The sequence below is a fragment of the Zhihengliuella salsuginis genome, assembly GCF_014651715.1.
Taxonomy (GTDB): Bacteria; Actinomycetota; Actinomycetes; order Actinomycetales; family Micrococcaceae; genus Zhihengliuella; species Zhihengliuella salsuginis.
Window position 1 is genome coordinate 1 of sequence record NZ_BMXK01000014.1, and the last position, 24,487, is coordinate 24,487.

Here is a 24,487-nt window from a genome sequence, read left to right on the forward strand (position 1 = left end):
GAGGCGGGCGCCGTCGTCGTGCCGTGTCTGCAGCGCAGACGTGGGAAGTTTGGGATAATCGGCAGATGCCCCGCTCCAGTTTCGCGTCCAAGTCGTATCGCACGCCTGCGATCGTCCTGCGCACCCACAAACTGGGCGAGGCCGATCGGATCGTGGTGCTGCTGACGCCCAGCCACGGGCAGGTCCGCGCCGTCGCCAAGGGCGTCCGCCGGACGAGCTCCCGACTCGGTGCCACACTGGAGCCGTTCATGCTGGTAGACGCCCAGCTCTCCACCGGGCGCAGCCTGCACGTCGTCACGCAGGCCCAGATCCGCGCGCCGTACGGGCAGCGGCTGGCCGCGGACTACCGGTCCTACACGGCCGCGCACGCCATGGCCGAGACGGCGGAACGCCTGACCGAGGACGACGTCGACGCCGCCGCGCAGTACCGCCTCCTGCACGGGGCGTTCGCGGCGCTGGCGCGCGGCGAGCAGGACCCCTCGCTGATCCTGGACTCGTTCCTCCTGCGCTCCGTCGCGACGGCCGGCTGGACGCCGAGCTTCTCCGGATGCGTGCGCTGCGGGGCGCCCGGTCCCCACGTCGCGGTCAACGTCCCCCTCGGCGGCGTGGTCTGCGCCGCCTGCCGGCCGGCCGGGTCGCTGTCGCCCGCGCCGGAGTCGATCGACCTGCTCGACGCCCTGCTCACGGGCGACTGGGCGCGCGCCGCCTCGTCCGAAGCGGCCGCGAGGCGGGAGGCCGCCAACATCGTCTCGGGGTACCTGCAGTGGCACCTCGAGCGGGTAGTCAAGTCACTCAAACACGTGGAAAGAGCATGATGGCCGGACCGACTCACCGCACCCCGGAGCCGCCGCAGCGGGATCCGCACCCGGGCCGTCCGGCCCCGCACCCCAGCGGAGCCCGACCGCCGGAGATCCCCGCCCGGTTCGTCCCGCGCCACGTCGCCATCGTCATGGACGGCAACGGGCGGTGGGCCAACCAGCGGGGTCTGCCGCGCACGGAGGGCCACCGCGCCGGCGAGGCGGCGCTGCTCGACGTCGTGGCCGGGGCCATCGAGATCGGCGTCGAGTACGTGTCCGTGTACGCGTTCTCTACCGAGAACTGGCGGCGCAGCCCGGACGAGGTCCGGTTCCTCATGGGTTTCTCCCGCGACGTCCTGCGCTCCCGGCGCGATCAGCTCGACGCCTGGGGTGTGCGCGTGCGGTGGGCCGGACGCGAGCCCCGGCTCTGGAAGAGCGTCGTGAACGAGCTGAAGGCGGCCGAGGAGCTGACGCGGGAGAACCGCGTCTGCCAGCTGACGATGTGCGTGAACTACGGCGGCCGTGCCGAGATCGTCGACGCGATGCAGGACATGGCGGCGGACGTCTCGGCCGGCCGGCTCAAGCCGAAGGGCATCACGGAGCGGACACTGGGGAAGTACCTGTACGCGCCCGAGCTGCCCGACGTCGACCTGTTCCTGCGAAGCTCCGGCGAGCAGCGCACCTCCAACTTCATGCTGTGGCAGGCGGCCTACGCCGAGATGGTATTCATGGATGTGCTCTGGCCCGACGTGGACCGGCGGACGCTCTGGGATGCGATCGAGATCTACGCCCAGCGGGACCGCCGGTACGGGGGAGCGGTGGACGAACCGGCGGCCGAGGGGACGGCGCCGGACGGTCAGTCGGGTGCGGAGAGCCCGCTGACGTAGCCGGTGGCCCAGCGGCGGATGGCTGAATAGGCCGCCGCCCGGGGAGCCGGCTTCGAGGCGAAGAGGTCGTGCGTCGCGTCGGGGACGGACACCACGGTGACCTCCGGGCCGAGCCGCAGGGCGCGCTGCCGGGTGACGTCCACCTCGATCACGGAGTCTCCCTGCAGGTGCTCGGGGGTGAAATGCGTGCTGATCACGGTGTGATCGCTCGTCAGCACGAGGATCGGGACGTCGATGTGCAGGCCGGCGGCGACGCGCGCGTGCCCCTCGAGGATCGCGGCCATCCATCCGGCCCGGATGGGGAACGCGTAGCGGGGGCGCCACAGCGGGTGCAGGTCCCACTGGCCTGACGCCTGTCTGCTGAGCGACTGCCAGTAGAAGTCGACATCGGGCAGCGGGACGAGTGCCTTGGGCCGCCGCCGGGCGACCCTGTCCACGATGCCGGCGGCGGCGAGCCGCACCACCCAGCTGCCGTGCGTCTCGAGCCAGGGCGAGTTCAGTACCAGTGCATCGACGCGACCGGGGTTCCGGTCGACCCAGAGGCTCGCGATCAGGCCCCCGGTGGAGTGTCCGGCCAGGATGATCCGTTCGACGTCGGCGAGGTCTTCGCGGATGGTGCGGAGGGCCGATTCGAGGTCGCTGTCGTACTCCGCGAGGTCCGTGGTGAATCCGGGCGTCTGCCACGGCCGGAGGCTGCGGCCGTAGCGGCGGAAGTCCAAGGCATAGAACCGGGCGCCGAGCCCGTCCCAGAAGTCGGCGATTTCCGTGTTGTAGAAGTAGTCGCTCCATCCGTGCACGTAGAGCACGGCCGTCCGGGGACGACGGCGGGCGAAAGGCCAGCGCGGCAGTTCGAAGAGCTCGGGCTCGGGACGGTACCGCACCAGCGTGGCCACCAGGTCGGCCGGGCCGTCGACGTCGACCCCGGGCTCGTCGGCCTCGGGATCGCGCCCGTGGTGGAGGCTCGTGTAGGAGTACCCGCGCCCGAGGTGGTCCGCCACCCACGTTCCCTCGGGAACGGTCCGAGCGTAGTCCGCCGGCTCGTGGTGGGCGCTCTCGGTATCGCGGATCGGCATGACGCGAGCATATCGACTGCCCGGTGCGAAGCCGAGGCGAGCGACCCGGCGTGCCGGAAGCATCGACGTGTCGAAGTTGGTTGCCGGCGCCCCGCCGGGGGAAACTTGTCTGCATGCGCATCTATCCCGCCGTCTTCCGTCTCGTCTTCTCCCGCATGGATCCCGAGAAGGCGCACCACCTGGCCTTCGGAGCGATCCGGGCCGCCGAGCGCGTCGGGGCCTCCGGCGTGCTGCGCCGGCTGACCCGTCCCGCGCCGCAGCTGGCGCGCACGGTCATGGGGATCGAGTTCCCCTCGCCATTCGGACTGGCTGCCGGCTTCGACAAGCAGGGGCACGGCGTCTCCGCGCTGGCGGACCTCGGCTTCGGCCACGTGGAAGTCGGTACGATCACGGGGCGCGCCCAGCCCGGCAACCCGCAGCCGCGGCTCTTCCGCCTGATCGAGGACCGCGCGGTCGTCAACCGCATGGGATTCAACAACGACGGCGCCGCAGCGGTGGCGCCGCGCATCGAAGCGGTCCGCCCGGTGCTCGGGAAGCGCTTCGGCGGCACCCGCCCGGTCGTCGGCGTCAACATCGGCAAGACCAAGGCCGTCGAACTCGAGGACGCGGTCGACGACTACCGGGCCAGCACCCGCCAGCTCGCCCCGCACGCCGACTATCTCGTCGTCAACGTGAGCTCGCCCAACACCCCGGGCCTGCGCCTGCTGCAGAGCGTCGAGACCCTGCGGCCGCTGCTGGAGGCCGTGCGCGCCGAGGCGGACTCCGTGACGCAGCGTCACGTGCCGCTGCTGGTCAAGATCGCGCCGGATCTCAGCGACGACGACGTCCGCGACGTGGCCGGCCTCGTCAAGGACCTCGGGCTCGACGGGGTCATAGCGACCAATACGACCATCTCCCGCGAGGGCCTGCGCTCCGAGGCGGCGCAGGTCGAGGGGATCGGCGCGGGCGGCCTCTCCGGCGCCCCGCTGAAGACACGGTCGCTGCAGGTCCTGCGGAAGCTGCGCGCCGAGCTGGGGGAGGGCACCGCGATCATCTCGGTCGGCGGCGTCGAGACCGGTCAGGAGGTCCACGCCCGGCTGCGCGCCGGGGCGGACCTGGTCCAGGGCTACACGGCGTTCCTCTACGAGGGTCCGCTGTGGGCCTCCCACGTCAACCGGTACCTGTCGAAGCACCTCGCGTAGAGGGAACCGTCTACGGCGGCTCAACGCGAAGGCGGCCCGTCACCGGTTGGTGACGGGCCGCCGTCGTGCTGCGGAGCGGGAACGGGGAGGACTCAGTCCCGGGGCCCCTCGCCGCGCTTGACCTGCGGCTTCGGCAGGCGCATCTTGCGGAACTGCAGGCCGCGCATGGACGCGTACCAGAGGACGCCGCGCTCGGACTCGCCGAACCTGGCGACGAGGCGCTTCTTCAGCATGCGGGTCATGATGAAGGCGTCGATGATGGTGATCAGGAGAATCGCCCAGAGGGCGATCGTGATGTTGGCCTGGACGACGAGGTTGTTCGCCATCGTGAACGAGACGATGAGGAACGCGAAGATGATGATCATCAGGAACTCGCCGATCATCCAGCGTGAGTCGACGAAATCGCGCGCGAACCGCTTCTGCGGGCCCTGGTCGCGCGGCATCATGTAGCGCTCGTCGCCGGTCTCGTTGGCCAGCCGCAGACGCTCCTGGGACTCGATGCGGCGCTTGCGCTCGGCCTCCTTGCGGGCCTTCTTGTCCGACGAGACGAGCGGGCGCTTGTTGAGTGCCTCCTGCTCGCTGCGCTTCGGCGTCGGGCCCTTCTTGCCCTCGGGGGGCGCCTCAGTCGATTCGTATGGGTTGTCTACGGCCGCATCTTCGGCGGCGGCTTCATCCTTCTTGCGTCCAAACACCAGAGCAGTCTATCCGGCCCGGACGTCAGGACCGAATGCGGCCGTGGGGTCCGACACGTTCGGGCGGCGGGCGTTCATGTTCGCCTGCGGCGCCCGGCGTTAGGGTGAAGGCATGACTACACCAGTTGACAGCATCGACGTGGAGGCCATCGCAACCCGCGTCCGCCAGGAGTTCTCCCGCACACTGGGCGAGCTCAAGGACCTCGTGACGATCCCGAGCGTCGCGTGGGAGGCCTTCGACCCTGCGGAACTGGCCCGCAGCGCCGAGGCCGTGGGCGAGCTGGTCAGGAGCACGGGCGTCGACGACGTGCGGATCCTGACCGCCGAGACGGACTCGGGCAGCCAGGGTAGCCCCGCCGTCGTCGCCCGCCGCCCTGCCGCACCGGGCAAGCCGACGATCCTCCTCTACGCGCACCATGACGTGCAGCCGCCGGGGGACGAGGCGCTGTGGGACACGCCCCCGTTCGTGGCCACCGAGATCGGTGAACGCCTCTACGGCCGCGGCGCCGCGGACGACAAGGCGGGCATCATGGTCCACATCGCCGCCCTGCGAGCGGTGCTGGACGCCGTCGAGGACTTCGGGGTCGGCGTGACATTCTTCTTCGAGGGGGAGGAGGAGGCCGGCTCGCCGAGCTTCCGCAACTTCCTGGAAAAGTACCGCGACCTGCTGGCGGCGGACGTCATCGTCGTGGCGGACTCCAGCAACTGGAAGGTTGGCACGCCCGCGCTGACCACGAGCCTCCGCGGCGTCTGCGCCGCCGAGGTCGAGATCCGCGTCCTGGAGCACGCCGTCCACTCCGGCATGTTCGGCGGTCCCGTGCTCGACGCCCCGACGGTCGCGGCACGCCTGATCTCCACGTTCCACGACGACGACGGCGCCGTCGCCATCGAGGGGCTGGTTGCGCGCGAGGTCGCGGAGGTCGACTACCCGGAGGAGGATTTCCGGCGGGATTCGTCCGTCGTCGACGGCTACCGGCTCGCCGGGTCCGGCCCCTTGGCGGACCGGCTGTGGAATAAACCGGCCCTCTCCATCATTGGGATGGATGTACCGACGGTGGGCATGTCGTCCAACACCCTCGTGCCGGCAACACGCTTCAAGGTGAGCATCAGGCTGGCGCCGGGCCAGGACGCCGAGTCCGCCGGCGAGGCGCTGCGCGCCCATATCGCGAAGCAGGACGTCTTCGGGGCGGAGGTGGAGGTGGCGGTCACGGAATCCGGAAGCCCGTTCGCCGCCGACACCGGCAGGCCCGCGGCGCAGGCGAGCCTGTGGGCGATGGAGCAGGCCTGGGGCGTCGTGCCGGTGGAGACCGGTATCGGGGGATCGATCCCGTTCATCGCGGATCTCATGGAGGTGTTCGACGGGGTGCAGATCCTCGTCACGGGCGTCGAGGACCCCGACTCGAGAGCCCACAGCGCGAACGAGTCGCTGCACATCGGCGATTTCGAGCGGGCGATCACCGCCGAGGCGCTCCTGTTGGCGCGGCTCGATTCACACGGGATGTAATGGGCGCCAGCGCACGTAGAATAGACGACAGAGGGGCCTGCAGTTCCACCAGCAGGTCTCGACACCAGTAATTGGAGGAAAACGATGACCGCAACGACCAACGAGTCCATCGCTGACGCCACGGAGCTCCCGGCCCACGAGGTTCAGCTGTCCGACGTCGCCGCTGAGAAGGTGCGCAGCCTGCTCGAGCAGGAGGGGCGCACCGACCTCCGCCTGCGCGTCGCCGTCCAGCCCGGCGGCTGCTCGGGTCTGATCTACCAGCTGTACTTCGACGAGCGCATCCTCGACGGGGACGCGGTCCGCGACTTCCAGGGTGTGGAGGTCGTCGTCGACAAGATGAGCGTCCCCTACCTGGGCGGCGCCTCGATCGACTTCGAAGACACGATCTCTAAGCAGGGCTTCACGATCGACAATCCGAACGCCGGCGGCTCCTGCGCCTGCGGCGATTCGTTCCACTAGACCGACTCACGACTCGCGAAACCCCGGTGGACCCACCCGCTCAACAAAGTGGGCCCACCGGAGTTTCAGTCGGCAAAGATCGCCGTCACAAGGTAAGCTCTACAGCGGGTAGTAAAACTATGCTTGCTTCAGCGAGGCCGGAGGTGTGTCCGAATGGCGAATGAGCCGCACGGCGCCGGGGCCGGACTGAAGAGTCATTCAGCACTAGAAGAAGAGGAAGGGCCGTCTGTGAGTTCGCAAGACCGAACCAGCAGCCGCCGCGGGACAAGGGCCAGAGTCGTTGCCCTCGGTGCTGCGGGAGCGTTGTTGTTGACGGGTTGTTCGGAGCAAGTTCAGCGTGGCTGGCTCCCGAATGAAGTTCGAGACACCACCAATCACACGGGGATGCTGCAGGACCTATGGGTCAACTCGTGGATTGCCGCTCTCGCCATCGGGATCCTGACGTGGGGTCTGCTCATCTGGTGCATCGTCGCCTACCGTCGTCGCAAGAACGACACGGGCTACCCGCGCCAGCTCAGCTACAACCTCCCGCTGGAGATCTTCTACACGGCCGTTCCCCTGATGCTTGTCGTGACGCTGTTCGTCTTCTCGGACGCCACGCAGCGCGACATGGACGAGCCGGTCGATTCCCCGCTCGTGGTCGACGTCCGCGCCAAGCAGTGGTCGTGGGACTTCAACTACTCCTATGAGGGCCAGGAGGCCTACTACTCGGGCGTCCAGGCCCACCTGACCGGTGAGGAGGGTGTCGAGGAGGATCTCCCGACCCTGTACCTGCCGGTTGATGTCCCCGTCACCTTCGAGCTCAACAGCCGCGACGTCATCCACTCGTTCTGGATCCCGGCGTTCCTGCAGAAGCTCGACATGATCCCGGGCAAGACGAACCACATCTACCTCACCCCGCAGGTCGAGGGCACCTTCCAGGGGAAGTGCACGGAGCTCTGCGGCGAGTACCATTCGGAAATGCTCTTCAACGTCGAGGTCGTCTCCGAAGCCGAATTCCGGGCACACCTGGATTCGCTGCCCGAGGGCCACCTCGGCGAGGAATACGACCGCAAGCCGGGCCAGGTCGCCCAGCTGTCCAGCCACGGCGAAGGGGAGTAGGACGCATGACCACCTACGAGTACGCCACGGATGAGGCGAAGGCCGTCGCGCCGAGCGTGGTCCCGGTCTCCAAGGGGCGCATCGTCGTCAACTGGATCACCTCCACCGACCACAAGACGATCGGTTACATGTACCTGATCGCCTCGTTCATTTTCTTCTGCATCGGCGGCGTCATGGCGCTGCTGATCCGTGCCGAGCTCTTCGAGCCGGGCATGAACATCCTGCAGTCCAAGGAGCAGTACAACCAGCTGTTCACGATGCACGGCACCGTGATGCTCCTGATGTTCGCGACGCCGCTGTTCGCCGGTTTCGCCAACGTGATCATGCCGCTCCAGATCGGTTCGCCCGATGTGGTGTTCCCGCGCCTGAACGCGCTGGCTCTGTGGCTGTTCATCTTCGGCTCGACCATTGCCGTCGCCGGCTATCTCACCCCGCAGGGTGCGGCCTCCTTCGGCTGGTTCGCCTATGCGCCGCTGTCGAACACCACGTTCAGTCCGGGCGTCGGTGGAGACCTCTGGGTCTTCGGCCTCGCGCTCTCCGGTTTCGGTACGATCCTCGGCGCCGTCAACTTCATCACCACCATCATCTGCCTGCGCGCACCGGGCATGACCATGTGGCGGATGCCGATCTTCAGCTGGAATGTCCTCATCACGGCCATCCTGGTCCTGATGGCGTTCCCGCCGCTGGCAGCCGCCCTGTTCGCACTGGGCGCCGACCGCCGCTTCGGCGCGCACATCTTCGACCCCGAGGCCGGCGGTCCGATCCTGTGGCAGCACCTCTTCTGGTTCTTCGGCCACCCCGAGGTCTACATCATCGCGCTGCCGTTCTTCGGCATCGTCTCGGAGATCTTCCCGGTCTTCAGCCGCAAGCCGATCTTCGGCTACAAGGGCCTGGTCTACGCGACCATCGGCATCGCCGCGCTGTCGGTGGCCGTGTGGGCGCACCACATGTACGTCACCGGCTCGGTCCTGCTGCCGTTCTTCGGCTTCATGACGATGCTGATCGCGGTGCCGACGGGCGTGAAGTTCTTCAACTGGATCGGCACGCTCTGGCGCGGCTCGATCACGTTCGAGACGCCCATGCTGTGGAGCATCGGCTTCCTGGCGACCTTCCTCTTCGGTGGGCTGACCGGCATCATCCTGTCGGCGCCGCCGTTGGACTTCCACCTGTCGGACACCTACTTCGTTGTCGCCCACTTCCACTACGTGGTCTTCGGCACCGTGGTGTTCGCGATGTTCGCCGGCTTCTACTTCTGGTGGCCGAAGTGGACCGGGAAGATGCTCAACGAGCGTCTCGGCAAGATCCACTTCTGGATGCTGTTCATCGGCTTCCACGGCACGTTCCTCATCCAGCACTGGCTGGGCGTCATGGGCATGCCGCGTCGCTACGCGGACTACCTGGTCGAGGACGGTTTCACCACGATGAACCAGTTCTCCACGGTGTTCGCGTTCATCCTCGGTCTGTCCATGGTGCCGTTCTTCTGGAACGTCTGGGTCACCCACCGCAACGGCCGCAAGGTCGAGGTCGATGACCCGTGGGGCTTCGGTGCCTCGCTCGAGTGGGCGACGTCCTGCCCGCCGCCGCGCCACAACTTCCACTCGATTCCGCGCATCCGTTCCGAGCGTCCGGCCCTCGACCTCCACCACCCGGAGCTCTCCGGACGCACGACGCCGGGGAATCTCGTGGGCAAGGTGTTCGGCCCGGCTGACCAGAAGGACAAGTAACCATGAAGATTGAATCCTGGCTGTTCCTCGGTGGGACGCTCTTCTTCCTCCCGATCGCCATCGTCTACGGCTTCATGACCGGCTGGAGCGAGTGGGTGGGCATCCCGGCGCTGTTCATGCTCGTGGCACTCGCCCTCATGCTCGGCGGCTACCTGATGTTCACCGCCAAGCGCGTCGGCCCCCGTCCCGAGGACCGCAACGACGGGGAGATCCACGAGAACGCCGGCGTCGTCGGCGCCTTCTCGCCGTGGAGCTGGTGGCCCATCGTCGTCGCCGGTTCGGCCGCCATCGGCTTCCTCGGGATGGCGATCGGCTGGTGGATCCTGTACATCGGAGCCGGCCTCTCCGTCATCGCCATCATCGGCTGGACCTACGAGTACAGCCGCGGCGACCACGCGCACTAGGCGGAAGGGCGCCCGCCCGCAACGCGGGAAGGTGCTCACCGCGGCGGGTGGGACGGTACACATTGCGTGTACCGTCCCACCCGCCTTTTCACGTTGAGGCGCGGCCCGTAGCCGCCTGGCCCGCGCAGCCGCCCGGGCCGCGCGGGCGGGGGCCTATGCTGGGGTACGGAAGAATTCGCCTCGACGCCGGCCGGCAAAGGAGCCCCGTGGCCACGAAGAACGCACATCAGATCGAGGGTCGGCTCGACGATTCCTCGGCAGTGCCGAAACACGCGCAGCTCCGCGAAATCCTGCGGCACCATGCGAAGAGCGCCTGCAGGCCGGGGGAGGGACTCCCCTCGGAGCGGGATCTCACGACCCGATTCGGCGTTGCCCGGATGACACTGCGCCAGGCCATCGACGCGCTGGTCGAGGACGGGACCCTCGAACGCGTTGTCGGCCTGGGAACGTTTGTCGCACGGCCCAAGATGGACCTCCAGGTCAAGCTCACCTCCTACAGCGAGGAGATGCAGCGCCGCGGCATGGTGCCCGCGGCGCGAGTGCTCAGGTTCGACGAGGTCCCGGCCGTAGGAAACCTCGCCCGCGAGATGGAACTGGCCGACGGGACGCCCGTCGTGCGGTTCCGCCGGCTGCTCCTGGCCGACGGCATGCCGATGAGCCTCGACGAGAACTTTCTGCCGGCGCACCAGGTGCCCGGATTCCTCGACGAACCCGCCCCCAGCAGCCTCTACAGCAGCCTCGAGGAGCGGTACGGGCTCGTGATGCAGTGGGGAGAGGACCAGATCGAGGCGACGGCCGCCAAACCCGAGTACGCACAGCTGCTCGCCGTCGACGCCGGAGCGCCACTCCTCCGCATCCAGCGGCACGCCTACGTGCGCCGCGAACTCGTCGACTACTCCATCTCCTACTACCGGGCGGACCGCTACAAGCTCTGGGTGCCGCTGCAACGTCCGGGGACGCGGAGGTCGAGCTCCCGTGACTACAACCGCTGAAAACGCTGTCAGGGGGCCTGTAGGGGCTTCCAGAAGGCCATAGACGCAAACGAGGGCCGCGGCACCGAATCGAATCGGTGCCGCGGCCCTCGTTCTAGAGTGAAACGCTCGCGGTCAGGCTACTGCTCGAGTTCCTTGTCGTCGTGTCCCTCGACGGCGTGGTGGCCGTGGTGGGAACGAGCTTCCTCGAGTTCGGACTTCGTGACCGGGGCGACGCGGTCCTCGAAGAAGAACTTCGAGACGGAGCCGCGCAGCTTCTCCGAGCGTGTGACGTGTCCCGCGCGATCGGCCTGGGCCGGCAGGACCTCGGGCGACTCGAACGCGGTCAGCTTGTACAGCTTGTACTCGTCGACCTGCTCGTGGCGCTCGGTGAACGCACCCTCCGGCGACATCTCGATGATGCCCGCTTCGCGGCCATGAAGGACGATGTCGCGGTCCTTGCGCTGGAGCGCCAGGGCGATGCGGCGGGCGATGATGAAGCCGAGGATCGGGCCGAGGAAGAACAGCGCCCGCAGCCAGTAGGTGACATCGTTCAGCGCGACATGGAAGTGCGTCGCAATCAGGTCGGAGGATGCCGCCGCCCAGAGGACGCAGTAGAAGACGACGCCGGCTACGCCGACTGCGGTACGGAACGGCGCATTACGCGGACGGTCTAGCAGGTGGTGTTCGCGATCGTCCTTGGTGATCCAGCGCTCGACCCATGGCCAGACGAACATGCCGCCGAGGAGGGCGACCAGGACGACGGCCGGCACGAGGACGCCCATCGCCAGGAGGTTGTCGCCCCACGGGAACGGGATGATCCAGTCGAAGCTGAAGTCCCACAACTGACCCGGCATGAGACGCAGCGCGCCATCGGCCCAGCCGATGTACCAGTCGGGCTGGGTGCCCGCGGAGACCGGCGACGGATCGTATGGCCCGTAGTTCCAGATCGGGTTGATCGTGAAGAACGCGGAGATCGCGGCGACGACGCCGAAGACGATGAAGAAGAATCCGCCAGCCTTGGCCGCGTACACGGGTCCGACCGGGAAGCCGACGACGTTCTCCTCAGTACGGCCTGGGCCCGACCACTGGGTGTGCTTGTGCACGACGACCATGAAGAGGTGCACGGCGACCATCAGCAGGATGAGGGCCGGGACCAGCATGATGTGCAGCATGTAGAGGCGCCCGATGATGGCCGTCCCCGGGAACTCGCCGCCGAAGAGGAAGGCGGAGATGTAGGTGCCGACCACCGGGATGGCTTTGATGATGCCGTCGATGATGCGCAGGCCGTTGCCGGAGAGCAGATCGTCCGGGAGGGAGTAGCCGGTGAAGCCGGCGGCCATCGCCAGAACCAGCAGGGTGCTGCCGACGACCCAGTTCAGCTCACGCGGCTTGCGGAACGCGCCGGTGAAGAACACGCGGAGCATGTGAACAGAGACGGAGGCGACGAAGAGCAGCGCCGACCAGTGGTGGACCTGGCGCATGAACAGGCCGCCGCGGACGTCGAAGCTGATGTCCAGGGACGTGTGGTATGCCACGGACATGCCGATGCCCTTGAGCGGGTTGTACGAGCCGTCGTAGGTCGTGTGCGCCATGGACGGGTCGAAGAACAGCGTCAAGAACGTACCGGAGATCAGCAGGATGACGAAGGTGTAGAGCGCCACCTCGCCGAACATGAAGGACCAGTGGTCCGGGAAGATCTTGCGCCCGAACTCCTTGACCATGCCCGAAGCGCCGGTGCGCTGGTCGACGAAGTCCGCGATGCGGCCGGTTTTGGTTTTGGGCTGGTAGACGGTGTCAGTTGTCATGGTCGCTCCCAGTATCCGGGTCCAACAGGTTCATGGAAGTCGCTCTGGGCAACCAGGAAGCCGTCAGCATCGACCGTGATCGGCAGCTGCGGCAGCGCGTGTGCGGCGGGGCCGAAGATGACCTCGCATTCCTGCGTGAGGTCGAAGGTCGACTGGTGGCAGGGGCACAGCAGGTGGTGCGTGTGCTGCTCGTAGAGTGCCACGGGGCATCCGACGTGCGTGCAGATCTTCGAGTAGGCGACGATTCCGTCGTGGTGCCAGTCCTCGCGCTCCGGCGAGACGTTGAGATCCTCGGGGTTCAGGCGCATCAGCAGGACGACGGCCTTGGCCTTCTCGTTGAGGGGATCCTCGGTCTCGTTCAGCCCATCCGGGATGACGTGGAAAGCGGAGCCGATCTGGACGTCGGACGCCTTGATCGGGGTACCGGAGGGGTCGCGCGTCAGTCGGACGCCCTTGTCCCACATGGTGTGGCGCAGGCGGTCGACGATCTCACTCGCGCTCGCCTTGGTGAGGTCGAGGTCGCGCAGGATGACGATTCCCGGCAGAGGGGCCAGAGCCAGGGCCCCGATGAGGCTGTTCCTGATCAGCGGTCGACGGCTGATGCCGGACTCGTCGACGATCGTGTTGACAATCTCCTCGGCCTCCTGGCGGCCCTCTTCGGTGCGGACCTCATGGCGGGATTCCGCGATCTCGTGGTCCGGCATCAAGGTGCGCGCCCAGTGGACGATGCCGACGCCGATGCCCAGCATCGCGAAAGCCGTACCCGATCCGAGCAGCATGTTCTGCAAGCGGATTTCCGCGATCGACTCGGGATGTCCCACCGCGAAGTAGCCGACGAAGAAGAGCACGGTGCCGATCATCGAGATAGCGAAGAGAATCGCTACCTGGCGCTCGGCGCGCTTTGCTGCCCGCGGATCCGTATCGGTCAGTCGAGCCCGATGCGGCGGAAGGCCCGGATCCTGGATCTTGTCCAGGGAGTCATCCTGAGCCTTAGCAACGGTGCCCGACTCCTGCGGACTGCCGTGACTATGGTCGCCCATGTTGTCTCTCATCCTCTATCTAAAGTGTTCGGTACGAATGTGGTGCGGTGCTTGAGCCCACCGCACGAGGCTCAGGACGGACGCGAAGTCAGCCAGATGGTGAAGGCGATGATGATGCCCAGACCGGCGGTCCACACGAAGAGGCCCTCGGAAACGGGTCCGAGGGAGCCCAGCTTGGCGCCACCGGGGGAGCCCTGCGCTTCGATCTCCTTGAGGAAGGTGATCACATCGCGCTTGTCCTCCGGGCTGATGTTGGAGTCGTTGAAGACGGGCATGTTCTGCGGGCCGATCACCATGGCCTCGTAGATGTGCTTCTCTTCGACGCCTTCGAGCGACGGGGCGAACTTTCCGCGGGTCAGCGCGCCACCGGCGGCGGCGGCGTTGTGGCACATCGCGCAGTTGACGCGGAAGATCTCGCCGCCCTGACCCGAGTTGCCGAGCGAGGTGTCCAGGTATTCGGCTTCCGGCACTGCGGGGCCGGCGCCGAGGGACGCAACGTAGGCGGAGAGCTGCTGGACCTGTTCGTCGTCGAACTGAACCGGCTTCACCTGGGCCTGCGGGCCCTGCATCTGCATCGGCATGCGCCCGGTTCCGACCTGGAAGTCGACCGAGGCCGCACCAACACCAATGAGGGACGGACCGGCATCAGTGCCCTCGGCATTCATGCCGTGGCAGGTGGCGCAGTTCGCGAGGAAGAGCTTGTTGCCCTCCTCCACGTCGCTGGCGCTGTAGGCGCTGGCGGCCTGCGCTTCGTTCACGCTGCTCGCGGCTGCATACAGGCCGCCTGTGACGAGCAGACCCATTAGGAGCAGCGCTACAGCGGCGAGCGGATGCCGGCGCTTTTGCGAAAGTGCCTTCACTTGCTGGTTCCTCACTAGTTATCTTGGAAGTTGGTGATGCGGTGGTGGCCGGTGCCGGTCTACTTCAGGAAGTAGATGATGGCGAAGAGGGCGATCCACACGACGTCGACGAAGTGCCAGTAGTACGACGTGACGATCGCCGAGGTGGCCTCGAAGTGGCCGAATTTCTTCGCGATGTAGGCGCGGCCGATGATCAGCAGGAACGCGATCAGCCCACCCGTGACGTGCAGGCCGTGGAAGCCGGTCGTCATGTAGAAGGCGGAGCCGTACGGGTTCGAGTCCAAGGCGATGCCGTGGTGGACGAGTTCGGTGTACTCGTACGCCTGGACGGAGACGAAGATCGCGCCGAGGATGAAGGTCAGGATGAACCACTCGATCATGCCCCACTTCTTCATGTTCCACATCCCGCCGGTGCGGCGCGGCTGAAGGTTTTCAGCAGCGAAGACGCCGAACTGGCAGGAGAAGGAACTCGAAACGAGGATGATCGTGTTGATCAGCGCGAACGGAACGTTCAGCTTGTCGGTCTCCGTCGCCCACATCTCCGGCGACGCCGCGCGGAGTGTGAAGTACATGGCGAAGAGCGCGGCGAAGAACATCAGCTCGCTGGCAAGCCAGACGACAGTTCCCACCGACACCATGTTGGGACGGTTCGGTGCAGCGTGCACCGGGGCATTGAGGGCATGAGTCGCAGTTGTCACAGCCCCATTATGTCCAAAAATGAGGCCACTTCACCAATGGGTCGAGCGTGATCTTGCCCGTTTTCACGCCCCTCGAGCCGTCTAGCCCCGGAATGACGGGGGAGAAACAATTCCGCGCTTTCTACAAAACGTAGATAACCTGTAGGCGTGTCTACGTTCAGCGCCGCCCAAGAGTTCCCGAATTGGCCCACGATCCTCTCCATGCTGATCGCCGGGGAGAGCCTCCCGCGCGATGCCGCAGCCTGGGCGATGGGGGAGATCATGTCCGGAAACGCCACCGACGTCCAGATCGCCGGATTCCTCGTCGCGCTCCGCTCGAAGGGCGAAACGGTCGACGAGCTGGCGGGCCTCGTCGACTCCATGGTCGAAGCCGCCCGCCCGCTGGAGATCGCCGGCGAGAAGCTGGACATCGTCGGCACGGGCGGAGACCGGCAGAATACAGTGAACATATCGACGATGGCCGCGCTTGTATGCGCCGGGGCCGGGGCGCGCATCGTCAAGCACGGAAACCGCGCCGCGTCGTCGACCTCCGGCTCAGCGGACGTGCTCGAGGCCCTCGGAGTGAAGCTCGACGCGGACATCGAATCCCTGCCGGCGATGGTGGACACGGCGGGGATCGTCTTCTGCTTCGCGCAGGTCTTCCACCCGTCGATGCGCTACGCGGCCGTCGCCCGCCGCGGCCTGGGTACGGCGACGGTGTTCAATTTCCTGGGCCCGCTGACCAACCCGGGCAATCCGACGGCGTCCGCCATCGGGTGCGCCGACTCCCGCATGGCGCCGCTCATGGCCGGCGCACTCGCCAGCCGGGGCCGGCGCGGTCTCGTCTTCCGCGGCGACGACGGGCTCGACGAGATGACGACGACGGCCGGCAACAGGGTCTGGGAGGTCCGCGACGGGGCCATCACAGAGCATGCCGTGGACCCGACCGAGTTCGGACTGGCCCGCGTGACGATCGAGCAGTTGCGCGGCGGTGACGCGGACTACAACGCCGGCGTCGTCCGCGACGTCCTGTCGGGGCGGCGGGGGCCGGCGCGCGACGCCGTCGTCCTCAACGCGGCGGCCGGGCTGGTGGCCTACGACACCGACGCGGTCGGAACCCTCGAGGAGCGGCTGGCCGCGGCGATCGAACGGGCGGAGCGGTCCATCGACGAGGGCTCGGCCGCCGCGGCGCTCGAGGGCTGGGTCGCCGCGACCCGCGGCTGACGCGGCACTGCCCCACGTACGGCTGCGGCCTGCGGCGCCTCGAACGTGGGTGCCGCCGGCCGCCGTCGTGCCGTCCAGGGGGCCTACTCGAGGCCGAGGGAGAACGCCGCGTCGAGATCGTGCTGCGAGAACGCGCGGAAGGCGAGGTGCGTGGTCGTCTCGACGACGCCCTCCACCTTGTTCACGCGGTTCGAGATGACCTCGGCGAGGTCCTCGTAGCGCTTGATGCGAACGATGGCGATCAGGTCCCAGTCGCCGGCGACCGAGTACACCTCGCTGATGCCGTCGAGCTCGGAGAGCTTCTGCGCGCACTCCGGGATGCTGTCTGTCTGCGCCTGGATCATGACGAATGCTGTGACCATGGATGTCTCCTAGCGTGGAAGGGGCCCCGACTGCGAGGGACCGGCGGGGGAGTGCGGTCGAACCGCACCCGCTTGCTCGCCTACAGCTTATGCGACGTCGGCTCGTCGCCGCGGCCCCGGGGTCGGGCGATCAGGCGGGACACCGCGCGCCGGCCCATCAGGAGGACGCCCAGGGTGATCACTGTGACGATGACGAAGGGCGTGGCGGCGGTGGCTCCGAAGATCACCCGGAGCGCCAACCCGAACGCGACGACGCCGAGCCACGTCATGACGCCCTGCGGCCAGAAGCGCAGGTGCGTCTCGGGGTAGCGCGTCATCGAGGCCATGGCCAGCAGTGCGAGGAGGAACGGTGCCGCGGTCTGGGCGATGCCGGCGAGGGTGAGCCCGTGCTCGTGGGTCTGGCGCCCGAGCAGCGCGAACACGATGATCAGGGCGGCGTCGACGGCGAGGCTGATGATCCAGGAAGTGCGCATGGAACCATCCTAGGGAGTCCCACGGGGACTCCGGGCCGCACCGCGGGAGACAAGGGCCGGGGCTTGTAACCTCTGACACAAGGTTTTAGACTTGTCGCATGCTCGTGTTGACGATAGACCAGCGCCACTCGCGGTCGAGTCCCGACCTCGTGGGGGAGCTCATCGACTGGATCGACGGGGCCTGTGAGGCGCTCCGCCCCTTCGAGCGTACCGCCGGTGACGAGGTGCAGGGAGTGCTGCCGACGGCCGAGTCCGCCGTGCAGCTGGCCCTCGACATCGTGAAGTCCGGCGAGTGGAGCGTGGGCATCGGGGTCGGGGCCGTCGAGGAGCCGCTGCCGGCGCAGACGCGCGCCGGCAGGGGAGAGGCGTTCGAACGGGCGCGCGACGCCGTCGAACGGGCGAAGACCTCCAGCGGCCGGGTGGCCGTGACGGGACCGCCTCTGGAGACCGAGCGCCTGGAGGCGGAGCTGCAGATGATCGCGGCGGTCAATCTGCGCCGCACCAAGACGTCCGAGGAGGCCGGGCAGATGATCCGCTCGGGCATGACGCAGCAGGAGGTCGCGGTGAAACTGGGCATCAGTCAGCAGGCGGTGTCGAGCCGGCTGTCCTCGGGCCTCTGGTACGAGACCCAGCGTCTGACGGAGTCCGCGATCCGCGCCCTCGAGGAACTCGATGGAACACCGGGCGGGCGCCAGCGCCAGCCCGCAGGACGACGGGAGGCGAACCAGTGATCTGGACCGCGTGGGCTCTACTGATCGGCGTGACGGGGTTGTCCCTGTTCACGGTGCTGCGCACGTGGCGACCTGGGGCGACGGCGCGGCGCACGCCCCTGGCGATCGCGCTGGCCGTACTGCTGTCGCTGGCCGCGGGCGCCGGCGTGATCGGCGGAGCGCTGGCGGCCGCGGCCGTGCCCGCCGCGCTGGCGATCGTCGTCTCCGTCGGCGCAGCCACGCTCGGCGGCGGCCCGGTCGCTGAGGCGATGTTCCGCTGGGCCTCGTTCAAGCACGACGGCGGCGCGCTGCTCACCGTCGGTATGCCGGCCGACGCCGTCGCCCGGGGCGGGGAGCCCGAGCCGGGCGGGGCGGTCCTGCGCGGCGGGCTCTGGATCGGCATGCTGGAACGCGGGGCCATCGCCTCCACGCTCTGGGCGGGCTGGCCGGAGGGGCTCGCCATCGTGCTGGCGGTCAAGGGCCTGGGCCGCTTCACGGAGCTGAAGCAGCACGCGGCAGCCGAGCAGTTCATCCTCGGCACCTTCGCGAGCGTGTTGTGGGCCTGCGCGGCCTACGGCGTCGGGCGACTGCTGATCTGATCCGGTCGGAGTCCGGTTGCGAGGAGCCCGCGCGGGGGAGTCGAAGGGTGCGGGGGAGCGGCCTACGGCTCCCAGCGGACGTCCGTCGTGCAGGCGGACGTCCGCGCGGCCTCGAGCCCGGTCGCGCACTGGCCGTCGACCAGACGCCGGTCTCCGAGGGGCTCTGCCAGCTCGAACGTGGCCGGGACCTCGGGATTGCCCGGGCATGTCGCGGCGTCCAGCCCGAGATCCTCGACCGTGTAGGAGACGACGACTTCCGCCGGGCCCTCGTCGATCGTCGGTTCGCCGACGTCGCCCGTGACGCCGCCGCTGCACTCGAGGCGCGTGACCAGCACGTCGACGTGCAGCGATTCGGCCTCGGGTGGCGACGCGTCGTCGATGCGCCAGGTGGCCACCGGAAGATCCTCGGGCGACGGCGTGCACCCGGACAGCACGACGACGGCGCACGCGGCCAGCCCGATCAACCCGCGGCGCGGGCAGGCAGCGGAGTCGGTCGTCATGGGCTCAATCGTCCTCGGCGCGGTGCCGACCGGCAAGACTCTGCGGCGGCTTCAGGCCTTCGGCGGGGAAGCGGGCCGCGGACCGCCCCGGGTGCGTCCTCGATCTCTTAGTTGACATAATGTACATTATCGGCTTGATATCGGGTTGTGGGGGAAGGCCGTGATTCTGCTGCTGACAACCCGGCTCGGCGGCAGAACCACCCTCGTCAACGTGGCCGCGGCGATCTAGACTCGGGCGAAAGGACTGAGGAAAGGGAATTGCCGTGCGCCAGCTCATCGCGACCGCGTTCATCTCGCTCGACGGAGTCATGGAAGGACCGGGCGGAGAACCGGGCTACCGGAACTCCGGCTGGACCCAGACGAGTGTCGAGTTCGATCCGTCGGCCTACGAGCTCAAGGGCCGGGAGCAGGACGAGGCCGGCGCCATGATGCTGGGGCGCCGCAGCTACGAGGCGTTCTCGGGCGTCTGGCCCAGCATGACCGAGGAGTTCCCCCGCTACAACGAGATGCCCAAGTACGTCGTGTCGACGACGCTGGAGGAAGGCGAGCTCGTCGACAACTGGGGCGAGACGCGCATCCTGCGCAGTACCGAGGATGTCGCCGCCCTCAAGAACGCCGCGGGGCCGCCGATCTCCATCCACGGCAGCGGGGAGCTCGTACGATCGCTCACCGACGCGGGGCTCGTCGACCGATTCCACCTCCTGGTGTTCCCGGTGCTCCTCGGTGCGGGCAAACGCTACTTCAGCGACGCCGACAAGGCGGCCCAGCGACTGCGGCTGGTGGAGCAGTCGAGCTACGGCAACGGCGTGCAGATGCAGATCTTCGACTACCTGGGCAGCGAGTAGTCCGGCCCCGGCCGACCCCCCGACGATGCCCAGCCCCGCCGAGAGGCGAGGAACCGCAGACCAACCAGGGAGACCCTCCATGCAGCGTCCCATCGACACCGCCCGCACCCTCATCGACGCCGGCGAGGACGGACCTCTTCCGGCGATCGTCCAGATGGGGCACCCCGCCCTGCGCACGCCGGCGGCGCCCTACGACGGCGAGCTGACGGACCACGAGCTGCTGGCCCTGCTCGGCGTCATGCGCAGGACCATGCACGCGGCTCCCGGCGTCGGTCTCGCGGCGCCCCAGATCGGCCTCGGCTGGCAGCTGGCCGTCATCGAGGACTCCGCCGACGTCGTCGAAGCGGTGGCGGCCGAACGGGAGCGCACGCCGCTGCCCTACTTCCCCGTGCTGAATCCCAGCTACTCCCCCATGGGCGAGGAGACGGCGGGCTTCTTCGAGGGATGCCTGTCGATGGCCGGATACCAGGCCGTGGTCGAACGGCCCCGTGAGATCGCCGCCACCTACTACTCGACCGATGGGGAGCAGGTCAGCCGCGAGCTCACGGGCTGGCCGGCGAGGATCTACCAGCACGAGACAGACCACCTCGCCGGCACGGTCTACATCGACAGGGCCGAAACGCGCAGCCTGACCTCCGCCGGGGAATACCTGGCACGCTACTCGACGGCGGACATCCAGGACGTTCGTCAGGCCCTCGGCTTCTGAGCGGGCCGGTAAAGTTGTCGGGTCCGCCGCCGCGATGCGCGGCGGACGGCCAGCAGACGACGACCGGCAGGAGTGACGGCATGAACGTCGAATCGAACCCCGACGTCGGGGCGGCGCCGTCGGGCGTCGGATGGGAGCACCTGCGCTGTCCCGTGTGCGCCGCACGGCTCGTCCGGCGCGACCGGACGCAACTCGCCTGCTCGAGCGGACACCGGTTCGACGCGGCGAAACAGGGATACTTCAACCTGCTCACCGGCCGGGGAACATCGTTCCGCGAGGACACGGCCGACATGGTCGCCGCCCGGGCCGACTTCCAGGCAGCGGGCCACTACGAGTCCCTGGCCGACGCGATCGCCGAAGCCGTCGGGGCACACGGGCGCCTGCCCGGCGACGGGGAACCCCTGCGCCTGCTCGACGCGGGCGCAGGGACCGGCTATTACCTCGACCGGGTCCTCGGCCGAAGGAAACCGGGAGCCGCCGAAGCGGTCGCCGCGGACATCTCCCGCTACGCCATGCGTCGGGCCGCGAAGCTGGCGGACACGCTCGCCCTCGTCTGGGACGTCTGGAAGCCGCTGCCCCTGGCCGACGCCAGCATCGACGTCCTGCTCAACGTCTTCGCGCCGCGCAACGGGGCCGAGTTCCGGCGCGTCGTGCGCCCGGGCGGCATCGCCGTCGTCGTCACTCCCCTGCCGGAACACCTCCGCGACGTCGCCGAGACCCTGCAGCTGCTGGAGATCGCCGGCGGCAAGGAGGCCGCCGTCGCCGAGACGCTCGGCGACGCGTTCGCACCCGTGTCGAGCGGGACGGTGCGCACCACGCTCGAGCTCTCGCGGGATGATGCGCTCCGCCTGGCGGTCATGGGTCCGGCCGGGCACCATCTCGACGCCGACGGCCTCCGGGCGCGGCTCGCCGACGGCCCCGCGGTGCTGGAGACGACGGCGGCCTTCCGCGTCCAGGTGCTGCGCCGCCGCTGAAGATCCTCCTTCAGGGGGACGCCGAATCGCCCGGCGATCAGGCAGGATGGAGGGTAACGAGGGCGGCAAGGGCCCTCCCGAGCGAACGTGTGGTGACCTGCGGATGATCGAGTGGATCGTCGCCAACGGCTGGGTGTTCTGGCTGGCCCTGTTCCTCGTCCTGGCGATCATCGAGGTGATGTCGCTGGACCTCTACTTCATCATGCTCGCCACCGGCGCTCTGGCCGCGGTCTTCACCGCTCTGGCCGGTGGGCCGTTCTGGCTGCAGACGCTCGTGTTCTGCGTGATCGCGCTGCTGATGATCCTCTTCCTCCGGCCGATCGCCCTGCGGCACCTCAGACGAAGTCCGGCAGACCGCTTGACGAACGTGGACCGCCTGGTCGGACTCGACGCGCTGGTCCTGGAGCCGACCACCCGGCTGAGCGGCCGCGCGAAGATCGGCGGGGAGACCTGGTCGGCACGCGTCGACGGCGACGCGACCCTGGAGCCCGGAACCTACGGCCGGGTGACGCGGATCGTCGGGGCCACGGCCTACATCACGGAGCGGACGCCGACAGAAACGTAGTTCAGGCCGCACCCGACCATCCAGCCCCACCCCACATCACACCAGAGGGGAAACACATGTCCGACACATCGAATCTCGGGACGGCCATCGTCCTGATCGTCCTGGCGGCTTTCGTCATCATCGTGCTGTTGCGATCGATCAGGATCGTGCCGCAGGCCCGCGCCGGCATCGTCGAGCGCCTCGGAAAGTACCAGCGGACCCTCGGGCCCGGCCTGACACTGCTGATTCCGTTCATCGACCGCCTGCTGCCGCTGCTGGACCTGCGCGAGCAGGTCGTCAGCTTCCCGCCGCAGCCGGTTATCACCGAGGACAACCTGGTCGTCTCGATCGACACGGTCGTCTACTTCCAGATCACGGAGCCGCGCGACGCGACGTACGAGATCGCCAACTACATCCAGGCAGTCGAACAGCTGACGACGACGACGCTGCGCAACGTCGTGGGCGGGCTGAACCTGGAAGAGGCTCTGACGAGCCGCGACCAGATCAACGGCCAGCTGCGCGGCGTCCTCGACGAGGCGACGGGCAAGTGGGGCATCCGCGTCTCCCGCGTCGAGCTCAAGGCCATCGACCCGCCCCTGTCGATCCAGGACTCGATGGAGAAGCAGATGCGCGCCGAGCGCGACCGTCGCGCCGCCATCCTGACGGCCGAGGGTACCAAGCAGTCCGAGATCCTCACGGCTGAAGGCGAACGCCAGGCCTCGATCCTCGCGGCCGAGGGCGATGCCAAGGCCTCGATCCTCCGCGCGGACGGCGAGGCCCAGGCCATCCAGAAGGTGTTCGACGCGATCCACGCGGGCAACCCGGATCAGAAGCTGCTGGCCTACCAGTACCTGCAGACGCTCCCCAAGATCGCCCAGGGATCGGCGAACAAGCTGTGGATCATCCCCAGCGAGGTCGGCGAGGCGCTCAAGGGCATCGGCGGCGCGCTCGGCAATATCCAGCCCGGCGGCGGCGACGCCGACGGCGGGGCCGCTGCGGGCGAAAACCCGGCAAACCAGTAGGTTCTGCGTATACTGGTTAGTCGGGTCGTATCAGTGGCGGTCGGGAATCATTCCGACCGCTCTGACGTTAAGCCGAATGTCGTGAAGCGTTACTGACGCAGTAGGGAGAGTAATGAGCGATCGCAGTCTGCGCGGAATGCGCTTGGGCGCACAGAGCATGGAGTCCGAGGCCGGGGTCGAGCCGGCGCCGCGTCAGCGCGTCGAGTACCGGACCGAAGGCGGCGAGCAGGTGTTCGTCACGTTCGCCTCCGAGGCCGAGATCCCGGCGACGTGGGTGTCCAAGAGCGGCAAGGAGGCCCTCCTCGTCAACGGCCACAAGCCCGACGAGGACAACTCCAAGCCGGTGCGCACCCACTGGGACATGCTGCTGGAGCGCCGCTCCGAGGAGGAGCTCGAGGAGATCCTCGAGGAGCGTCTGAAGAAGATCCGCGCTGCACGCGGCGAGAACGTCTGATCTGACGCCTCCTGCTGGATCGAAAAGGCCGGACCACCCCCGCGGGTGATCCGGCCTTTCGCATGCCGCCGAGGCGGCCCTGCGGGCTTTAGCGGGTGCCCGCGGAGAGCTTCTTCCAGCGCGCCGCCAAGCCCCACCGCGTGACATTGAGGACGGCCTCGACCACGATGTTGCCGCTCATCTTGGAGACGCCCAGCTCGCGCTCGACGAACGTGATCGGCACCTCGGCGATCGTGAAGCCCTGGCGTGCCACGCGGAAAGTCATGTCCACCTGGAACCCGTAGCCCACCGACTCGATGGCGTCGAAATCGATGGCCTCGAGAGTCTCGCGGCGGAAGGCCCGGAAGCCCGCGGTGATGTCGCGGACCGGGAGACCGAGCATCGTCCGCGAGTAGAAGGAGCCTGCCCGGGAGATGAGTTTGCGGTGCAGCGGCCAGTTGACGACGCTGCCGCCCGGAACCCACCGGGAGCCGATGACGAGGTGCGCCTCGGGAACCTCGGCGAGCAGGCGGGGAAGGTCCTCCGGCCGGTGCGAACCGTCTGCGTCGAGTTCGACGATCACGTCGTAGTCGCGCTCCAGGGCCCAGCGGAACCCGGCGATGTAGGCCGCCCCCAGCCCCTCCTTGCCTCGCCGGTGCATCACGTGGATGTTCTGGTCCTCCGCGGCCATGCGGTCGGCCAGGTCCCCGGTCCCGTCCGGGCTGTTGTCGTCGGCGATGAGGACGTCGGAGTACGGGACAGCGGCCCGGAGGCGGTCCACCGTGACGGGAAGCGCTTCGAGCTCGTTGAAGGTGGGGATGATGGTCAGTACGCGCACGGAGCTGTGGTGCCCTTCTGAACGGGGGTTGATGCCAGTCCCCCACTATACGGTGGCATTCCTGTCAGTGCGCTGAACG

28 protein-coding genes are annotated in these 24,487 nt (G+C 68.0%); 18 read left to right on the forward strand and 10 right to left on the reverse strand.

Annotation, left to right across the window (positions count from 1 at the left end):
- The first annotated feature begins 65 nt into the window (after positions 1-65).
- Both recO and IE069_RS14165 read left to right on the forward strand, forming a co-directional pair.
- Positions 66-815: a DNA repair protein RecO gene (gene recO / locus IE069_RS14160; RefSeq protein ID WP_189351258.1), complete on the forward strand. Its 750-nt coding sequence runs from the start codon at positions 66-68 to the stop codon at positions 813-815.
- Positions 815-1,684 (forward strand): isoprenyl transferase, encoded by an 870-nt coding sequence (locus tag IE069_RS14165; RefSeq protein WP_189351327.1) that lies wholly within the window; start codon positions 815-817, stop codon positions 1,682-1,684. Before recO ends, IE069_RS14165 begins: the two co-directional genes overlap by 1 nt.
- On the opposite strand, the gene IE069_RS14170 is transcribed toward IE069_RS14165, so the two are convergent.
- Positions 1,654-2,757, reverse strand: coding sequence for an alpha/beta hydrolase (locus IE069_RS14170; protein ID WP_189351259.1), 1,104 nt, complete (start codon positions 2,755-2,757; stop codon positions 1,654-1,656). The genes IE069_RS14165 and IE069_RS14170 overlap by 31 nt on opposite strands.
- A gap of 113 nt (positions 2,758-2,870) precedes the next feature.
- On the opposite strand from IE069_RS14170, the gene IE069_RS14175 reads away from it, so the two are divergent.
- On the forward strand, positions 2,871-3,938 hold the full coding sequence (locus IE069_RS14175; protein ID WP_189351261.1) for a quinone-dependent dihydroorotate dehydrogenase: 1,068 nt from the start codon (positions 2,871-2,873) through the stop codon (positions 3,936-3,938).
- Between the two features lie 92 nt (positions 3,939-4,030).
- On the opposite strand, the gene IE069_RS14180 is transcribed toward IE069_RS14175, so the two are convergent.
- Positions 4,031-4,630 (reverse strand): DUF3043 domain-containing protein, encoded by a 600-nt coding sequence (locus IE069_RS14180; protein WP_229791177.1) that lies wholly within the window; start codon positions 4,628-4,630, stop codon positions 4,031-4,033.
- Between the two features lie 112 nt (positions 4,631-4,742).
- Here IE069_RS14180 and IE069_RS14185 point away from each other — a divergent pair, with 112 nt between their 5' ends.
- The 6 genes from IE069_RS14185 to IE069_RS14210 all read left to right on the forward strand — a co-directional run bounded on the left by IE069_RS14185 (position 4,743) and on the right by IE069_RS14210 (position 10,814).
- Positions 4,743-6,134, forward strand: coding sequence for a dipeptidase (locus IE069_RS14185; protein WP_189351263.1), 1,392 nt, complete (start codon positions 4,743-4,745; stop codon positions 6,132-6,134).
- Between the two features lie 84 nt (positions 6,135-6,218).
- Positions 6,219-6,593, forward strand: coding sequence for a HesB/IscA family protein (locus IE069_RS14190; protein WP_189351265.1), 375 nt, complete (start codon positions 6,219-6,221; stop codon positions 6,591-6,593).
- A 228-nt stretch (positions 6,594-6,821) separates the two neighbouring features.
- Complete coding sequence (ctaC, locus tag IE069_RS14195) at positions 6,822-7,694, forward strand: aa3-type cytochrome oxidase subunit II (RefSeq protein ID WP_229791178.1); 873 nt, start codon at positions 6,822-6,824, stop codon at positions 7,692-7,694.
- A 5-nt stretch (positions 7,695-7,699) separates the two neighbouring features.
- Entirely contained in the window at positions 7,700-9,418 is a 1,719-nt protein-coding gene (ctaD, locus tag IE069_RS14200) for an aa3-type cytochrome oxidase subunit I (protein ID WP_189351269.1), read from the forward strand.
- A gap of 2 nt (positions 9,419-9,420) precedes the next feature.
- Positions 9,421-9,822, forward strand: coding sequence for a cytochrome c oxidase subunit 4 (locus IE069_RS14205; RefSeq protein ID WP_189351271.1), 402 nt, complete (start codon positions 9,421-9,423; stop codon positions 9,820-9,822).
- A gap of 206 nt (positions 9,823-10,028) precedes the next feature.
- The gene (locus tag IE069_RS14210) at positions 10,029-10,814 is read left to right on the forward strand and encodes a GntR family transcriptional regulator (protein WP_229791179.1); all 786 of its coding nucleotides are present in this window, start codon (positions 10,029-10,031) and stop codon (positions 10,812-10,814) included.
- Positions 10,815-10,933: 119 nt separating this feature from the next.
- On the opposite strand, the gene qcrB is transcribed toward IE069_RS14210, so the two are convergent.
- The 4 genes from qcrB to ctaE form a co-directional block, all read right to left on the reverse strand.
- A complete protein-coding gene (gene qcrB, locus IE069_RS14215) occupies positions 10,934-12,601 on the reverse strand; it encodes a cytochrome bc1 complex cytochrome b subunit (protein ID WP_189351275.1) in 1,668 nt (555 codons plus the stop codon).
- Positions 12,598-13,641 carry a cytochrome bc1 complex Rieske iron-sulfur subunit gene (gene qcrA, locus IE069_RS14220; RefSeq protein ID WP_189351277.1) on the reverse strand — a complete coding sequence of 348 codons (1,044 nt, stop codon included), beginning with the start codon at positions 13,639-13,641 and terminating at the stop codon, positions 12,598-12,600. The genes qcrB and qcrA overlap by 4 nt, the downstream gene beginning before the upstream one ends.
- A 71-nt stretch (positions 13,642-13,712) precedes the next feature.
- The gene (gene qcrC / locus IE069_RS14225) at positions 13,713-14,501 is read right to left on the reverse strand and encodes a cytochrome bc1 complex diheme cytochrome c subunit (protein ID WP_189351278.1); all 789 of its coding nucleotides are present in this window, start codon (positions 14,499-14,501) and stop codon (positions 13,713-13,715) included.
- Between the two features lie 59 nt (positions 14,502-14,560).
- Positions 14,561-15,199 (reverse strand): aa3-type cytochrome oxidase subunit III, encoded by a 639-nt coding sequence (ctaE, locus tag IE069_RS14230; protein ID WP_189351280.1) that lies wholly within the window; start codon positions 15,197-15,199, stop codon positions 14,561-14,563.
- Positions 15,200-15,400: 201 nt separating this feature from the next.
- Between ctaE and trpD the strand changes: the two genes are divergently transcribed.
- Entirely contained in the window at positions 15,401-16,402 is a 1,002-nt protein-coding gene (gene trpD / locus IE069_RS14235) for an anthranilate phosphoribosyltransferase (RefSeq protein WP_189351331.1), read from the forward strand.
- Between the two features lie 83 nt (positions 16,403-16,485).
- On the opposite strand, the gene IE069_RS14240 is transcribed toward trpD, so the two are convergent.
- Together IE069_RS14240 and IE069_RS14245 are read right to left on the reverse strand one after the other, a co-directional pair.
- Complete coding sequence (locus IE069_RS14240; protein WP_189351282.1) at positions 16,486-16,764, reverse strand: Lrp/AsnC family transcriptional regulator; 279 nt, start codon at positions 16,762-16,764, stop codon at positions 16,486-16,488.
- Positions 16,765-16,844: 80 nt separating this feature from the next.
- Positions 16,845-17,237, reverse strand: a complete 393-nt coding sequence (locus IE069_RS14245) for a DUF3054 domain-containing protein (protein WP_189351285.1) — start codon at positions 17,235-17,237, stop codon at positions 16,845-16,847.
- A 98-nt stretch (positions 17,238-17,335) separates the two neighbouring features.
- Here IE069_RS14245 and IE069_RS14250 point away from each other — a divergent pair, with 98 nt between their 5' ends.
- Positions 17,336-17,968 (forward strand): hypothetical protein, encoded by a 633-nt coding sequence (locus IE069_RS14250; protein ID WP_189351286.1) that lies wholly within the window; start codon positions 17,336-17,338, stop codon positions 17,966-17,968.
- 29 nt (positions 17,969-17,997) lie between these two features.
- Positions 17,998-18,546, forward strand: coding sequence for a hypothetical protein (locus IE069_RS14255; RefSeq protein ID WP_229791180.1), 549 nt, complete (start codon positions 17,998-18,000; stop codon positions 18,544-18,546).
- Between the two features lie 62 nt (positions 18,547-18,608).
- Here the strand turns inward: IE069_RS14255 and IE069_RS14260 are convergent, their stop codons facing one another.
- Complete coding sequence (locus IE069_RS14260) at positions 18,609-19,046, reverse strand: hypothetical protein (RefSeq protein ID WP_189351288.1); 438 nt, start codon at positions 19,044-19,046, stop codon at positions 18,609-18,611.
- Between the two features lie 263 nt (positions 19,047-19,309).
- Between IE069_RS14260 and IE069_RS14265 the strand changes: the two genes are divergently transcribed.
- From IE069_RS14265 to IE069_RS14290, 6 genes are all read left to right on the forward strand, one after another.
- Entirely contained in the window at positions 19,310-19,891 is a 582-nt protein-coding gene (locus tag IE069_RS14265) for a dihydrofolate reductase family protein (RefSeq protein ID WP_189351290.1), read from the forward strand.
- A 79-nt stretch (positions 19,892-19,970) separates the two neighbouring features.
- Positions 19,971-20,597, forward strand: coding sequence for a peptide deformylase (locus tag IE069_RS14270; RefSeq protein WP_189351292.1), 627 nt, complete (start codon positions 19,971-19,973; stop codon positions 20,595-20,597).
- Between the two features lie 80 nt (positions 20,598-20,677).
- Positions 20,678-21,571 carry a putative RNA methyltransferase gene (locus IE069_RS14275; protein WP_189351294.1) on the forward strand — a complete coding sequence of 298 codons (894 nt, stop codon included), beginning with the start codon at positions 20,678-20,680 and terminating at the stop codon, positions 21,569-21,571.
- A gap of 103 nt (positions 21,572-21,674) precedes the next feature.
- Positions 21,675-22,136, forward strand: coding sequence for an NfeD family protein (locus tag IE069_RS14280; RefSeq protein WP_189351296.1), 462 nt, complete (start codon positions 21,675-21,677; stop codon positions 22,134-22,136).
- A gap of 56 nt (positions 22,137-22,192) precedes the next feature.
- Entirely contained in the window at positions 22,193-23,137 is a 945-nt protein-coding gene (locus tag IE069_RS14285) for an SPFH domain-containing protein (protein WP_189351298.1), read from the forward strand.
- Positions 23,138-23,249: 112 nt separating this feature from the next.
- Positions 23,250-23,591 (forward strand): RNA polymerase-binding protein RbpA, encoded by a 342-nt coding sequence (locus IE069_RS14290; RefSeq protein WP_189351300.1) that lies wholly within the window; start codon positions 23,250-23,252, stop codon positions 23,589-23,591.
- Positions 23,592-23,679: 88 nt separating this feature from the next.
- Here the strand turns inward: IE069_RS14290 and IE069_RS14295 are convergent, their stop codons facing one another.
- Positions 23,680-24,408, reverse strand: coding sequence for a polyprenol monophosphomannose synthase (locus IE069_RS14295; RefSeq protein ID WP_189351302.1), 729 nt, complete (start codon positions 24,406-24,408; stop codon positions 23,680-23,682).
- Positions 24,409-24,487 lie beyond the last annotated feature (79 nt).